Annotated in this window: 14 protein-coding genes and 2 pseudogenes; 3 read left to right on the top strand and 13 right to left on the bottom strand. The window is 68.6% G+C overall.

Features of this window, described 5'->3' with window-relative positions; translation table 11 throughout:
* A pseudogene (locus tag GSE44_RS15865) lies at positions 1-223 on the top strand (IS701 family transposase); the annotation flags it as partial.
* A 50-nt stretch (positions 224-273) separates the two neighbouring features.
* Here the strand turns inward: GSE44_RS15865 and GSE44_RS15860 are convergent.
* From GSE44_RS15860 to GSE44_RS15830, 8 genes are read right to left on the bottom strand one after another with little or no spacing between them, the layout of a single operon-like run.
* Positions 274-567, bottom strand: coding sequence for a hypothetical protein (locus GSE44_RS15860; RefSeq protein WP_159349790.1), 294 nt, complete (start codon positions 565-567; stop codon positions 274-276).
* Positions 564-917: a hypothetical protein gene (locus tag GSE44_RS15855; protein WP_159349789.1), complete on the bottom strand. Its 354-nt coding sequence runs from the start codon at positions 915-917 to the stop codon at positions 564-566. The genes GSE44_RS15860 and GSE44_RS15855 overlap by 4 nt, the downstream gene beginning before the upstream one ends.
* Positions 918-923: 6 nt before the next feature.
* Positions 924-1,526 carry a cytochrome c oxidase subunit 3 gene (locus tag GSE44_RS15850; protein ID WP_159349788.1) on the bottom strand — a complete coding sequence of 201 codons (603 nt, stop codon included), beginning with the start codon at positions 1,524-1,526 and terminating at the stop codon, positions 924-926.
* Positions 1,523-3,469, bottom strand: coding sequence for a cytochrome c oxidase subunit I (gene ctaD, locus GSE44_RS15845; RefSeq protein WP_159349787.1), 1,947 nt, complete (start codon positions 3,467-3,469; stop codon positions 1,523-1,525). Before ctaD ends, GSE44_RS15850 begins: the two co-directional genes overlap by 4 nt.
* The gene (locus tag GSE44_RS25350; RefSeq protein WP_201306098.1) at positions 3,466-4,116 is read right to left on the bottom strand and encodes a c-type cytochrome; all 651 of its coding nucleotides are present in this window, start codon (positions 4,114-4,116) and stop codon (positions 3,466-3,468) included. Before GSE44_RS25350 ends, ctaD begins: the two co-directional genes overlap by 4 nt.
* Positions 4,113-4,481: a cytochrome c oxidase subunit II gene (locus tag GSE44_RS25345; RefSeq protein WP_201306097.1), complete on the bottom strand. Its 369-nt coding sequence runs from the start codon at positions 4,479-4,481 to the stop codon at positions 4,113-4,115. Before GSE44_RS25345 ends, GSE44_RS25350 begins: the two co-directional genes overlap by 4 nt.
* On the bottom strand, positions 4,478-5,044 hold the full coding sequence (locus GSE44_RS15835) for a c-type cytochrome (protein ID WP_201306096.1): 567 nt from the start codon (positions 5,042-5,044) through the stop codon (positions 4,478-4,480). The genes GSE44_RS25345 and GSE44_RS15835 overlap by 4 nt, the downstream gene beginning before the upstream one ends.
* A complete protein-coding gene (locus tag GSE44_RS15830) occupies positions 5,041-5,358 on the bottom strand; it encodes a type 2 periplasmic-binding domain-containing protein (protein ID WP_201306095.1) in 318 nt (105 codons plus the stop codon). The genes GSE44_RS15835 and GSE44_RS15830 overlap by 4 nt, the downstream gene beginning before the upstream one ends.
* Positions 5,359-5,700: 342 nt before the next feature.
* On the opposite strand from GSE44_RS15830, the gene GSE44_RS15825 reads away from it, so the two are divergent.
* Positions 5,701-5,964 carry a hypothetical protein gene (locus tag GSE44_RS15825; protein WP_159349786.1) on the top strand — a complete coding sequence of 88 codons (264 nt, stop codon included), beginning with the start codon at positions 5,701-5,703 and terminating at the stop codon, positions 5,962-5,964.
* Between the two features lie 165 nt (positions 5,965-6,129).
* Here the strand turns inward: GSE44_RS15825 and GSE44_RS15820 are convergent, their stop codons facing one another.
* The 3 genes and pseudogenes from GSE44_RS15820 to fabF form a co-directional block, all read right to left on the bottom strand.
* Positions 6,130-6,387: a hypothetical protein gene (locus tag GSE44_RS15820; RefSeq protein WP_159349785.1), complete on the bottom strand. Its 258-nt coding sequence runs from the start codon at positions 6,385-6,387 to the stop codon at positions 6,130-6,132.
* 218 nt (positions 6,388-6,605) lie between these two features.
* Positions 6,606-7,790 carry a thiolase family protein gene (locus tag GSE44_RS15815; RefSeq protein ID WP_159349784.1) on the bottom strand — a complete coding sequence of 395 codons (1,185 nt, stop codon included), beginning with the start codon at positions 7,788-7,790 and terminating at the stop codon, positions 6,606-6,608.
* Positions 7,783-9,067 (bottom strand): annotated as a pseudogene (fabF, locus tag GSE44_RS15810) (beta-ketoacyl-ACP synthase II). The gene GSE44_RS15815 and the pseudogene fabF overlap by 8 nt, the downstream one beginning before the upstream one ends.
* A gap of 188 nt (positions 9,068-9,255) precedes the next feature.
* Between fabF and GSE44_RS15805 the strand changes: the two are divergent.
* Positions 9,256-9,957: an SDR family NAD(P)-dependent oxidoreductase gene (locus GSE44_RS15805; protein WP_159349783.1), complete on the top strand. Its 702-nt coding sequence runs from the start codon at positions 9,256-9,258 to the stop codon at positions 9,955-9,957.
* Positions 9,958-9,964: 7 nt separating this feature from the next.
* On the opposite strand, the gene GSE44_RS15800 is transcribed toward GSE44_RS15805, so the two are convergent.
* Entirely contained in the window at positions 9,965-11,236 is a 1,272-nt protein-coding gene (locus tag GSE44_RS15800; protein ID WP_235924870.1) for an aminotransferase class III-fold pyridoxal phosphate-dependent enzyme, read from the bottom strand.
* Positions 11,237-11,313: 77 nt separating this feature from the next.
* Complete coding sequence (locus tag GSE44_RS15795; RefSeq protein WP_159349782.1) at positions 11,314-13,062, bottom strand: hypothetical protein; 1,749 nt, start codon at positions 13,060-13,062, stop codon at positions 11,314-11,316.
* Positions 13,063-13,150 lie beyond the last annotated feature (88 nt).

The raw sequence follows: 13,150 nt of genomic DNA, 5'->3' as shown, positions 1-13,150 counted from the left end.
CGAGGACAGCTTCGAGACCGCCAAGAACGAACTCGGCCTGACCCACAACGAAACACGCTCCTGGCACGGCTGGCATCGACACGTGTCGCTGGTCATGCTGGCTTTCGCCATGATGGCGGTGATCCGACACCGCGCAAACGCTGCCGATGAGCAAACCTCAGCCCGCGTGAGTCGCAAGGACGGGCACTCGTCCGCTGGTCTATCCAGGAAGTCCGCCGCATAGCGGTCCAACTGGCCCAACGAAAAATCCGGCCCGCCCACGTCATCGCATGGTCACTCTGGCGACGAGCACATCAAGCTGTCGCCCAGCAAGCCCACCTCAAACGTAACGCGCAACTGTAATGCTAGGGCAAAACAGGCCGCCTGCCGGACCGCCACGCCCCGGCCGATCCCGGCCCTGCCCCAAAGCCGCGCGACGCCTCGGCCATACAGCACCGCCGAGACCAGCAGCGGCACGACCACCACGGGGTCGAGCTCAATGTCAAAGCCGGGTTCCGCATGGTGATGCCCCTCATGCGCCAGGGCCGGCGAAGCCGCGATCAGTGCGAGAAGAAGCAGCCACCTCATAGCTCGCACCCGTCGAAGACGAAGCCCGCCGCGCCCTGCACCAGGATCACCGCGGTAAAGAGGGCCGCCATCAGGATGCTGACCACCGCCAGGAATTCCCGTGCCTCGCGGCCATCCGGCGGCACCACCCGCTCGGCCTCGCGGAAGGTCTTCCAGGCCCGCCAGGAGATCACGCCGCCCAGAACGGCCAGGATGGCCGAGAGCAGGGTGATGCCGACCGTCACCAGCACCGGATGGTCGGCACAGGCCAGCGACACATAGCTGTACTTCGCCTGCGTGCCGATCGCCCATGCGCCCGGCCCCGCCACGAGGCCGGCCCAGGCATAGCTTCGGGGTGCGAGCGCCGCCATGGCCCGTCACAGCCTCGGCACAAAATAGATGAAGAGGTAGAGCACCACCCAGGAGGCGATGACGAAATACCAGTAGAAGCAGTTGTCGCTCACATCGCTGAAGCGCTTGCCATGGCCGTGGCGGGTGAACATCAGCACAGCCAGCACCAGCGTATCGCCCCAATCGGTCAGCAGATGTATCGTGTGCAGGCCGAGCAGCAGCCAGTTGATCGAGCCATAGGCATTGGTGTCCCAAAGGACGTTCAGCGCCGGGAACTCCCAGATCCGCACGATCAGCGGCGCCGTAGCCAGCAGTGTCATCACCACCATGCCGATGCGGACCTTGCGCAGGTTCTCCTCACGTGCGGCACGGTCCAGCCACCAGTTGGGCCACAGGCTGATGAGCAACAGGACGAGCACCGCCGTGCACGGCCCGAGATCCGGCGGCGGCGCCCTCAGCGGCCAGACCCGGTTGACGAAGGCGATGTAGAGATAGCTGGCGATGGCGACGATGAAGCCGCCGTCCTCGATCGCCACGAAGGCCAGCGTCCCCCACCAGACAGGGCTCTTGGTCCCGAAGCCGTAGCTGGGCAGGCCGGAGAGGTCCTGGACGGGACGCATGGGCCTCATGCCTCATCCTCCTTGTCGCCTTTCGGCCAGAACCAGGCGGTCAGCGCGATGGTCAGCGGGATGGAACCATAGACCACCGCCCAAGGCGTGAAGATCGAGCCGATGAACAGGCCCGTCAGGGCGATGGCGGAGATCAGCGGCCAGATGGATGGATCGGGCGAGCTTTCCCGCAACTCCGGCCTCGCCTCGGTGACGGAGGTGATGACCAGCTCGCGCATATCCGTCCGCAGCCCAACCGCGACCGGCAGGGCGCGGCGCTCCGCCCAGAGCGGCTCCCGCGCCGTGACGACAGGAATATGGGCGAAGTTGTAGGCCGGCGGTGGCGAGCTGGTGGCCCATTCCAGCGTATCCGCATCCCAGGGATTATCCCCAGCCGGCTCGCCATGACGCAGGCTGTAGAGGACGTTCCAGAGGAACAGCGCGAAGCTCGCGAAGACCACGACAGCGGCGAGGCTGACGAAGAGGTTCATGTCCCCCCAGTTCAGCTCCGGCTGATAGGTGTAGATGCGCCGCGGCATGCCCCAGAGGCCCAGCAGGTGCATGGGGAAGAAGGCGGCGTTGAAGCCGAGGAAGGCCAGCCAGAAGTTCCAGCGGCCAAGCCGCTCGCTCATCATCCGCCCGGTGAACTTCGGAAACCAGTAGTACACCGCCCCGAGCAGCGGGAAGACGGCGCCGCCGATCAGTACGTAGTGGAAATGCGCCACCACGAAGTAACTGTCATGCACCTGCGTATCCAGCGGGACGGAGGCCACCATCACTCCCGTCAACCCGCCGATGACGAAGGTGATGATGAAGCCGATGATGAAGAGCATCGGCGTCGCGTAGCGCGGCTTTCCCGAGACGATGGTCGCGACCCAGCAGAAGATCTGAATGCCATTCGGGATGGCGATCAGCATGGAGGAGGCCGTGAAGAAGCTCTCCCCCAGCTGCGGCAAGGCCGTGACGAACATGTGGTGCACCCAGAGCCCGAAGCTGAGGATGCCGATCGAGATCACGGACAGCACCAGCGCCAGATGCCCGAAGACTGGCCGGCGCGTGAAGGCCGGCAGCATGACCGAGATCATGCCACTGGCCGGGACGAAGATGATGTAGACCTCCGGATGGCCAAAGAACCAGAACAGGTGCTGCCACAGCAGCACGTCGCCGCCCTCCGCCGGGTTGAAGAAATGCGTGCCGACCAACCGGTCCATGATGAGCATGGAGCTGCCCACCATCACCGATGGCATGGCGAACATCACCATGAAGGCGGTGACCAGCATCGCCCAGGCAAAGAGCGGGATGCGATCGAGCGTCATCCCAGGTGCACGCTGCTTCAGGATGGTCACGATCAGCTCCACCGCCACGGCCAGTGCCGCCACCTCGGTGAAGGTGATCATCTGCGCCCAGAAATCCGCCCGCTTGCCTGGCGAGAATTCCGGGCCGGACAGCGGCACATAGGCGAACCACCCGACATCGGGGCCGATGTTCAGGAAGAAGGCGCCCCAGACCATCACCCCGCCAAACAGGAACACCCAATAGGAGAAGGCGTTGAGACGGGGGAAGGCGATGTTACGCGTGCCCATCACCAGCGGGATGATGAAGACGGCCACCGCCTCCATCACCGACACGGCGAACAGGAACATCATCGTCGTGCCGTGCATGGTGAAGAGCTGGTTGTAGAGGTCCGGCCCCACCACCTGCCCTTCCGGCTGCGCCAGCTGTGCGCGCATGACCATGGCGGCAAGACCCGCCAGGAACAGGAAGAAAAAGGTCGTTGCGATATAGCGCCGCCCGATCAACTTGTGGTCGACCGTGGTGATCCACCCCCAGAAGCCGGGTTTCGTGCCCCAGGTCTCGCTCAGCACGCGGTGCAGCTCGGCCTCATCCGCCGTGCTGTCGCGGGGCGCCCCCGCGTCCTCCCGCTCCTCCTGCTCCTTGAGGCGGTCGGACTCGGTGACGCTCATCGCAGCCCCTCCAGATAGCTGACGAGGTCCTGGAGGTCCCGGGGCGGAATCTGCGTCATCGGCATGTTGGCCCCGGGCTTGATGCTCTGCGGGTCGGTGATCCAGCCGGCCAGGTTGCCGCGGTTCATCGGCAGGGTGCCCGCCGCGATGAATTGGCGGGTGGCCAGATGCGTCAGCTCCGGCCCCACCCGCCCGGCCGAGGGCGTGCCGCGCACCTGATGGCACATGATGCAGCTGGAGCGGAGGAAGACCTGCTCGCCACGCTGCCGCTCCGGCTCCTTCGGCGCTTCCGCCGCACGCAGCTGCGCCAGGCGCCAGGCATCGAAGGCCTCCGGCGGCTCGGCCACGACCAGGAAGCCCATGCGGGCATGCTGCAGCCCGCAGAACTCGGCGCATTGCCCACGATAGACGCCGGGCTTATCCGCCTGGAAGTCAATGACAGTCTGCAGTCCCGGAAGCAGGTCGCGCTTCCCGAAGAGGTTCGGCACCCACATGCTGTGGATGACGTCGGTGGAGTTGAGCACCAGCCGGACCGGCCGCCCCGTCGGGATATGGATTTCGTTCGCCGTGCGCAGGACCCGCTCGGGCGAAGGATCCTGATAGGTGATCTCCCACCACCACTGATGCCCGGTGACCTGAAGCGTCATCGGCGTGTCCTGCGCGAGGGAGGCGAGCCGCTTCCCGTCACATAGCTCAGGCCGGTCAGGACAAAGACAATGAGCGCCGTCACCCCGACCAGCGCCGTCACGATCCCGGTCGTGCGCCGCTCAGTGGCGGGGTTCAGTGCAAGCGGCGAGGCGGGCACGGCCGCGCGCCGTCGGAGCAGGAGCCCGATGCAGAGCACCAGGACCACCAGCCCCCAGATCGCGCCGCAGACATAGACGAAAAGCCAGAACAGATCCGCGATCCGCTCCGCCTGCGGCCCATGCGCCTCCAGCGCCGATTGCCAGCCGCTGCCGCCCAGTGCCACGGCCGCGAGGGGCAACAGCAGGATGCGGGCCGGGACCTTCATTGGGGATGCTGGGCACTCGGCGGAGTGCTGCCGCCGGCGACGGGAGGTGCCAGGGGCAGCCGGTTCTCGGAAGCGCGCGGGTGCATGTCGTCATTGCGGCTCGGGGCGATGTCCATGCGGACATTGCGGCCCATCGAGCGCACATAGGCGGAAACCTGCCAGATCTGATGGTCCGGGATGCGCCCCCGGAAGCTCGGCATGCCATTCGGCCGCCCCTGCTGGATGGTGGCGTAGATGTTCTGGATCTCGCCGCCATAAATCCACTTGTCATCCATCAATGGCGGCCCGGAATCGCCGCCGCCATTGGCATGGCAGCCATTGCAGTTGAACCAGGTATAGAGCCGCTTGCCCTCGGTTATCTGGTAGGCGCTCTCCTCATATCGCTTGCCGGCGCTCTCCATCGGCGGCGCCTGGGCCGAGCCGGCATGGTTGGTGCTGAGGGCGAGCTGCCGCGGCTGCTCCGCCGGCACCGTACTGGCCCGTGTCTCCCGTTTCTCCCGTTTGCAGGAAGGAAGCGCGAGCACCGCCACCGCGGCCAGCGCGAGGAGGACCGCCCGCATCATGGTGCCCTCTCCGCGCGCTGCCGGCGTGCATCCAGTCGCGGCACGCCGTATTCCGCCAGGATCGCGTCGATCTCATCGCGCTTCCGCACCATGGCCGCATCGATCTCGCGCTGAAACGCGTCATCCTCCCGCCGCACGCCCATGGAGATGTCGAACACCATGGGCAGGCGCGGTCTGTCGATCTGTGGGCGCACCGGGGTGAGCACCAGCGGCACCGATTGCCGTCGCGCGAAATACCTAGCCAGAGGCCCCCAGACGGCGGCGACGTCGATCTCCCCCTTCGCCACCGCCTCCACGATGCGCGCGGGCGGCACCACCGCATCAAGCTTGTACCTCCGGGGCCCCGAAGCGACCTCGTCCCCGACCGCGCGTCCGGCGTTCCATCGTCCGGCGTTCCATACAGAGCACTCCATGAAACTTGCGGCGCCCACATCTGAGCACGCGCCCCTTCGACTGGACAGGACACCCGGATCGGCGGCGCGCCCGCGCCTGGCCAGAGGGCTTGCCTAGGTCATCGCTCCTAAAACCATAGCCCGCATATGCCCTGATTACGCCATTCGTTCAGGACGGAACCGAGACGAATCGCGGCGCTTATCATCTCGCCTGTCGGCCACTATGGCATTGGGGAGCGAACCTACAGGCACAAGGAGGCGTGGATGCAGCGATCCAGGGGCAGGAGCCGGGCGGGGGCCACAATGACGATAGGGCAGCGTGAATTTGAACGCCTCGTCGGGCAGAGCAGGACGCATGGGGCGCCGTCGGATCTCGATGATTTCGCGACGGTGCAACGATTGAAGCGCGTGCTCGAAGTTCTGCAGGAGGTGGAGCGCTCCTTGCTCCGCTCGCAGGAGACGCGAAGGCTGCGGGGAAGGATGCTTCGCGCCCCGGTCACCGTGCTGCGCCAGCCGACCGCGCGATAGCCCGACAGGATCGAGGGGCCCGGCGGGGCGCCAGCGTTTCAGGTGGTTCCAGCCCTCGTCGGCATCCTTCCGGCACGAGCATCCTGCATCCTGTGCCGCGCAGCCTCCCGCTCGCGAAGCAACGCTGCCGCAATGGCCATGCCGCGAGTCCGGAAAGCGCCGTCCTCACGCCGCGTCACGCGCTGCGAGGAGGTCATCCACCGCCGCATCCAGCCCATCGGCGAGAAGCGCGCGGCGCATCATCCCCGTGACCGGGTCCGGTCCCATATCCGCCTGTTGCAGGAGCAGGAACAGGTCATCCCGGATCAGCTGCAGGGCACCGGCATGATCCTCAGGGTCCAGGGATGCCGGCAACCGGATTTCCAGCAGTTGGCGGAACGCCTCTTGAAGGGCGGCGGCATCGAACAGAGGGTCTGGAGGCATCGGTATCCCCGCAGCGGATGCGCAGCCACCGGCTCCGGCGGTTGCGGAATGCACGCGCGCCGAAACAGCCGGTCCCGCCACCCGGCGCGTCGGGGATAAACCGCACGCGACTGCTTCTGTTGCCGCGCAGAAGTGCCGCCTCAGCACAAGCGCTCGACCAGCCTCCGGACCCAAGGGCCCCTGAGCGGGGCATTGCCCCGCCATGCGATGCCGCCGCGTCAGTATGCCTCGAGCGCCAGGGCGATCCCCTGTCCGCCACCGATGCACAGCGTCACCATGCCGCGTCGCAGGCCGTCCCGCCGCATGCCGTGCAGTAGGCGCGTGACCAGCACCGCGCCGGTGGCCCCGATCGGATGTCCATGCGCAATGGCACCGCCTTCGACATTGATGATGTCCTCCGGCAGGCCGAGCGCCTGTGCCACCGCGAGCGGAACGGCCGCAAAGGCCTCGTTGATCTCGATGCGCTCCAGCTCCGGCAGCCGCCAGCCGGCCCGCTCCAGCGCCTGGCGCACGGCAGGAACCGGCCCCAGGCCGAACATGCCCGGCTCCACCGCGGCGATGCCATGCGCGACCAGCCGCGCAGCGGGCGCGATCCCCTTCGCCTCGGCGACGCGCCGATCCGCCACCACCATCGCCGCGGCGCCGCTGTTGAGCCCGGGTGCATTGCTGGCCGTGATGCTGCCATCCGGGCGGAAGGCCGGGCGGAGCCTCGAAAGCCCATCAAGACTGGTGTCCGGCCGCGGCGCCTCGTCCCGCGTGAAGCTCTCTGGCCCCTTGCGGCCCTGGATGGGGACGGGAACGATCTCGGCGTCGAAATGCCCGGCGAGCTGCGCCGCCGCGAAGCGCCGCTGGGACCGCACGGCCCAGCGGTCCTGCGCCTCCCGGCTGAGTTGCGCCCGGGAGACGAGATCCTCGGTATGCCAGCCCGAATGTTCGCCCGAGAAGGCATCGACCAGCCCGTCCCGCAGCATGCTGTCATGGATCTCGGCGGGGCCCATCCGGTAGCCCCAGCGGCCGCCATCCATGAGGTAGGGCGCGCGATCCATGTTCTCCATGCCACCCGCGATCGCCAGGGCCTGCTGGCCGAGCCGGATCTCCTGCGCCGCCGTCACGATCGCCTGCGCGCCCGAGCCGCAGACGCGGTTCACGGTCATCGCCGGCACCGAGACGGGCAGGCCGCCATGAATGGCCGCCTGCCGGGCCGGGTTCATCCGGTTCCCGGCCTGAATGACATTGCCCATGACGACGCTGCCAATCTCCCCGCCCTCAAGCCCTGAGCGCGCCAGGGCCCCGCGGACCACAACGGCGCCGAGATCGGTGGCCGGAACCCCCTTGAGCGTTCCGTTGTAGCCCCCGATCGCGGTGCGGACCGGGTTGCACAGGACCACTTCGGTGTCAGGCATCGTCGGTTCCTTTCCCGATGGCGGATGCGCCAGGGCGAGAGGGCGGCCAGCGGCGGAGCACGATTGAGGCGTTGACGCCGCCGAAGCCGAAGCCGTTCGAGAGGGCGAATTCGGCCGCCTGCATCCGTGCGACAGGGCCGATGAGGTCGAGCGAACCCGCGGCGGGGTCCGGCTCCTCAAGGTTGAGGGTGGGCGGCAGGATTCCGTCCCGCAGCGCCAGGATGGAGATGATCGCCTCCACACCCCCCGCAGCGCCGAGGAGATGGCCGGTCGCGGATTTGGTCGAGGAGATCGCGGGGCCACGCCCATCTCCGAAGACTGAGCGGATGGCGGCCAGCTCGCTGGCATCCCCCACCTGGGTGGAGGTGGCATGGGCGTTGACATAGCCGATCGCCGCCGGCTCCAGCCCGGCCATCGCCAGGGCCTGCAGCATGGCCTGCCGGGCGCCCCGCCCATCGGGCGGTGCCGCAGTCACGTGGAAGGCGTCCGCACTGGTCCCGTAGCCGACCAGCTCCGCCAGCGGCTCCGCGCCGCGCCGCTCAGCATGGTCCAGGGATTCGAGAACGAGGACCCCCGCGCCTTCGCCCATGACGAAACCGTCCCGCCGGATGTCGAAGGGCCGGGAGGCCTGGGCCGGAGCCTCGTTGAAATGCGTGGACAGACTCCGCGCCGCCGCGAAGCCGGCAAGGCCCACCTGGTTGATACAGGCCTCCGCCCCGCCGCAAACCGCCACATCCGCCTCTCCGTTCCGGATCAGGCGCATGCCGTCGCCGATGGCCTGCACGCTCGCGGCGCAGGCCGTCGCCGGCGCACCCAGGGGCCCGGCGAAGCCATGGCGGATGGAGACATGGCCAGCGGCGAGATTCACCAGGAAGGAGGGCACGGTGAAGGGCGAAAGCCGCCCGCTGCCCTTCGCATCCACCGTCCTGACGGCCTCGACGAGGCTGTGCAGCCCGCCGATACCGGAGGCGATGATGGTCGCAGTCCGCAGGCGCGGCCCCTCCTCCTGCGGGTTCCAGCCGGCCTGCAGCGTGGCCTGGCGCGGCCTCGAGGGCGAATTGGATGAACCGGTCCATCTTCTTCCGGTCCTTCACCTCGACGGCGGCCGCCAGGTCGAAGCCATGCGGTTCCTCCTCCCGCGCCGTCACCAGCCCGCCCACCTTGGCCTCGATATCCGGCACGACCGCCTCGGGAATCCGCCGCAGGCCGGATTGGCCCGCGGCCAGCCGCGTCCACATCGGCTCGATGCCGACGCCAAGGGGAGACACGATCCCCATGCCGGTCACGACGATCCTGCCCTCAGGCCGCATTGGGATGGTGCCCTTCCATTCAGAACCCATGGCCACGGCACCGTTTTGATGACGGCCATCATTTTTGTGGATAGATGTTTGCCATCATAAAAAGAGTCAAGCCCGGTTTGCTAAGGCTGGGCACGCGGCATTCCGCCGTGAAACGGAGAGCCGAGATGCAGGACCTGCCCTATCGCACCGCGCTGATCGTCGGCGCCGGCTCGGGGATCAGCGCCGCCCTGGCGCGCGGCCACTCGGCCGCCGGCATGCGCGTCGGCCTCGCGGCACGTGATGCCGCCAAGCTCGCGCCGCTGGCCGCCGAAACCGGCGCGCTGGCCTTTGCCGCGGATGCCTCGAACCCCGCTTCCGTCGCGCGGCTCTTCATGGAGGCCGATGCGCAGCTCGGAGAGCCGGATGTCGTCATCTACAATGCGAGCGCGCGCGCCCAGGGGCCGCTGGCGGAACTGGATCCGAAGGCCGTCCGGCAGGCGATGGCCGTCACCGCCTTCGGCGCCTTCCTGGTCGTGCAGCAGGCAGCCCGGCGCATGCTGCCGCATCGTCGCGGCGCCATCCTGCTGACTGGTGCAACCGCGAGCGTGAAGGGCTTCGCACTCTCCGCTGCCTTCGCCATGGGCAAGTTCGCCCTGCGCGGTCTGGCGCAGAGCGCCGCGCGGGAACTCGGGCCGCAGGGAATCCATGTCGCCCATGTCGTGGTGGATGGCGGCGTGCGCAGCGCCCGGCGCCCGGAACCCGCAGACCGCCCCGACAGCCTGCTCAGCCCCGAGGGCATCGCGCAGACCTACCTGTCCATCCTTCGGCAGCCTCGCGATGCCTGGTCGCTCGAAGTCGAGCTGCGCCCCTGGGTCGAGAAGTTCTAAGCGCTGCTCAGGCGATTCGTGCGACGGCCTTGAACCCTGCCTCGGCGGCGGTGAGGGCGGCGTCGATATCCGCTTCGGTATGGGCGCAGGAGAGGAACATGTTGTGGCGCGGGTGGAAATAGGCGCCGTGGCGCAGCGCTTCGGCGCAGAAGGCCTCGCCCAGGCGGAAGTCGGTATCACCTTCGAACTGCAGCAGCGGCATGGCGGGCGGGCCGCTGTTGCGGATGGACAGTCCCTCGTGCGCCGCCAGTCGCTCGAAGCCCGCGCGCAGCCTCTCGCCCATGGCGCGCATCCGCGCCGGCCCGTCGATGCGGCGCAGCTCGGTCAGCGTCGCCACCGCAGCCGCCATCGGCACGGCCGTGCACCAGAAGGAGCCGGTGGTGAAGACCTTCGTCGCCGCCTCGCGGAAGCGCTCGGCACCGGTGACGGCGGCCATGGCGTAGCCATTGGCAATGGCCTTGCTGTAGGCAGCCAAGTCCGGCCGCACGCCCAGCAGTTCCCAGGAGCCACCCAGATGCAGGCGGAAGCCCGCCCGCACGTCATCGAGGATCAGCGCCGCCCCGGTCGCATCGCAGACCGCGCGCGCCCGGCGGGCGAAGTCCGGATCGGGTAGTTCCAGCGCCATGCTCATGTCATGGCGGAAGGCGGTGACGATGATGCCGGCGAGGTCATCCCCCGCCTGCTCCGCCGCCGCCTCCAGGCTGGCCGCATCATTGTAGTCGAAGGCGATCAAATGCGCTCGGTCCTCGGCCGTGACCCCGGCGATGGAGGGTGAGCACCAGGGCACCGCGCCATGATAGCTGCCGCGGGCGACCAGGATCTTGCGCCGCCCGGTGCCGGCGCGGGCGATGGTGACGCAGGCGGTGGTGGCATCGGTGCCGTTCTTGGCCAGCAGGCACCATTCGGCATGCGGGATCATGCCGACCAGCAACTCGGCCAACTCCACCAATACGGGCGCGGGGCCGTTGAGGCAGTCGCCGAGCGCCGCCTGGCGGGCGGCGGCGGCCTCCACCACCGTATGGTGGTGCCCGAGCACGACCGGCCCCCAGGAGCACATGAAGTCGATGAATTCGCGTCCATCCACGTCCCAGAGGCGGCAGCCCTCTGCGCGGGTGAAGAACTGCGGATAGCCTTCGGGGAGCTTGGCAGCGTTGAGATGCCCCCACAGGCCGCCGGGAATGACTTTTCGGGCACGGGCGCGGAGCGCGGCGTCTGCAGGGCGCTCCGCCTGGGGCGCGGTCCGGATTTCGGCCAGGGTATTGGGCATCGCCTGGGACATGGCGGCGGTCCTTCGCTTCTCGCTTGATATATCATATCGGCAAGAAAGGATGTTGGATAGCGTGAATGCGGCGCCGGTCAGTCGAAGCCAAGAACTTCCCGAAGGCCTTCGGCATAGCGATCGGCGGCACGGCGAGCCCGCGCCGCGTCCACCTCGCTAGACGCATCCGCCGCCATGGCGTGATAGCCCAGCTGGAAGGCCAGGTAGCAGGGCGTTAGGAAGGCCAGCAACGCCGGATCGACCTCCCGCGCCGCCTCGGCTTCAACCAAGGCGCGAAGACGCTCCCGCTCGGTGGCGGACAGGCCAAGCTCCACCGCCGCCCCCGCGACATCCCAGGCGATGTCCTGGCAGCCGATCAGGTCATGCGCCGCCGCATGGTCCACCGCATCGGTCTTGAGCAGCCGGCCATCGGGCAGGACCAGCCATTCCCAGGCATGCAGGCGGTTGTCGGTCCAGACCCGTCGCATGCGGGCCTCGAGCGAGGAAAGTTCCGGCTTCCAGCCATCCAGCCGGGAGGCGAGCGCCTCGCCCAGCGCCTCGGCGGCGTTGTGGCGGGCCATCTGCCATAGCGCCTCCGCCGATGCGCCGCCTTCCGGCGCTGCCGGCAGGTGCCGCGCGCGGAAGGCCAGGTAGCGGCCAAGATGCGCGACCAACCGGTCACGGTCGAACCGTGCCGGATCGAGGGGACGCGCCTCCCCCATCCAACGCTCGACAAGGAAGCCATGGCGGAAGCCCGCAACCTCCGGGGTAAAGCCGGCGGCATGGAGACGGCGGGCGCGCTCCGCCTGCGCGGCGCCGTGGCGGCCGAGCCCCGCGAACTTCAGCAGCCAGGCCGAGCCGCCCCGGCGGAACAGGAATTTCCGGCGCTCCATATAGGGGTGGATAGGTGGCTCGCCCCCATGCAGCCGGCGCCAGGTGCCGCCGGCCAGATCCTCCAGCGGCCCGTCGGGCGATCCCAGCAGCTCGGCCGCCCAGCCTTCCAACCGGTGCTCCGGCCGTGCGGCGTGGAGGAGGAGATCTTCGAAGGAGGCGGGGTGGCGTTGCACCCGCGCCCAGCGGGCACGCAAAGCCGGACATGCCTGCGGCCCGGGCTCGCCGCCATGTCCGGGAAGGAGGTGAATCCGCGAAAGCGGCACCCCGCGGTCCTCCAGGAATGCCATCACGGCGCCGAAGCTGCTGCCGGACAGGCCGGGTCCCTCATCCACCACGGCAAAGCGGGCGGTGGCGCTCGAAAGGAGACCGGCCGCCAGCCGCTCCCCCACAGCCAGCTCCCGGCGGAACGGATGCCCCACCGGGCGCAGGGTACGGGAAGGGACTGCGCCAAGACGGGCGGCGACCATCGCCGCCAGGGTCGCCCCGATCGAGCGGAGGCCGATCACCCGCATCGGCCGAGCAGCCGGCAGGGATGCCGCCGCCAGCGCATAGGCCTCGGGGTAGAGGGCGTAATAGGCGAAGCCCTCGGCCCGCCGGCTTCGTGTCGCCTCTGGCAAGGCCAGGGCGGCCAGGGCGGCCAGCTCGGCCTCGGGCACCGGCCCGAGTTGGGCAAAGCCGGTGTCCCAGGAGAGGCACACCTCCCGCGCGACCCGGCCGAGCAGTGCCATGGCGGCTTCCGGCGCGGGGGCGCCCAGCTCGTCCATCCCGCGATCGGCGAAATCGGCATCGGCGATGCCCTGCGCCAGCTCGCCCGCCTCGATCAGCGCGTCGACCAACGCGGCATGGCGGTCCAGGCCCGGCGGCAGGTCTGCGAGGCACCGGAGCGCCTCGGCCAGTTCCACCAGCTTGCGGCGTGGGTCCTCGCAGCGCGGCGCGTCGCCATAGACCAGCATCGGCGTGGCCTATCCCGCCGGAGCGCGTATGGCAGAAAGCACTGGCGCCACTGGGATCGCCCCGCCGACCACAACGAAGGCCGGCCGC

The organism is Muricoccus harenae, from assembly GCF_009848505.1.
Classification (GTDB): Bacteria; Pseudomonadota; Alphaproteobacteria; order Acetobacterales; family Acetobacteraceae; genus Roseomonas; species Roseomonas harenae.
Note: the sequence above shows the minus strand (reverse complement) of the source record. Positions and strands in the feature narration are given on the sequence as shown.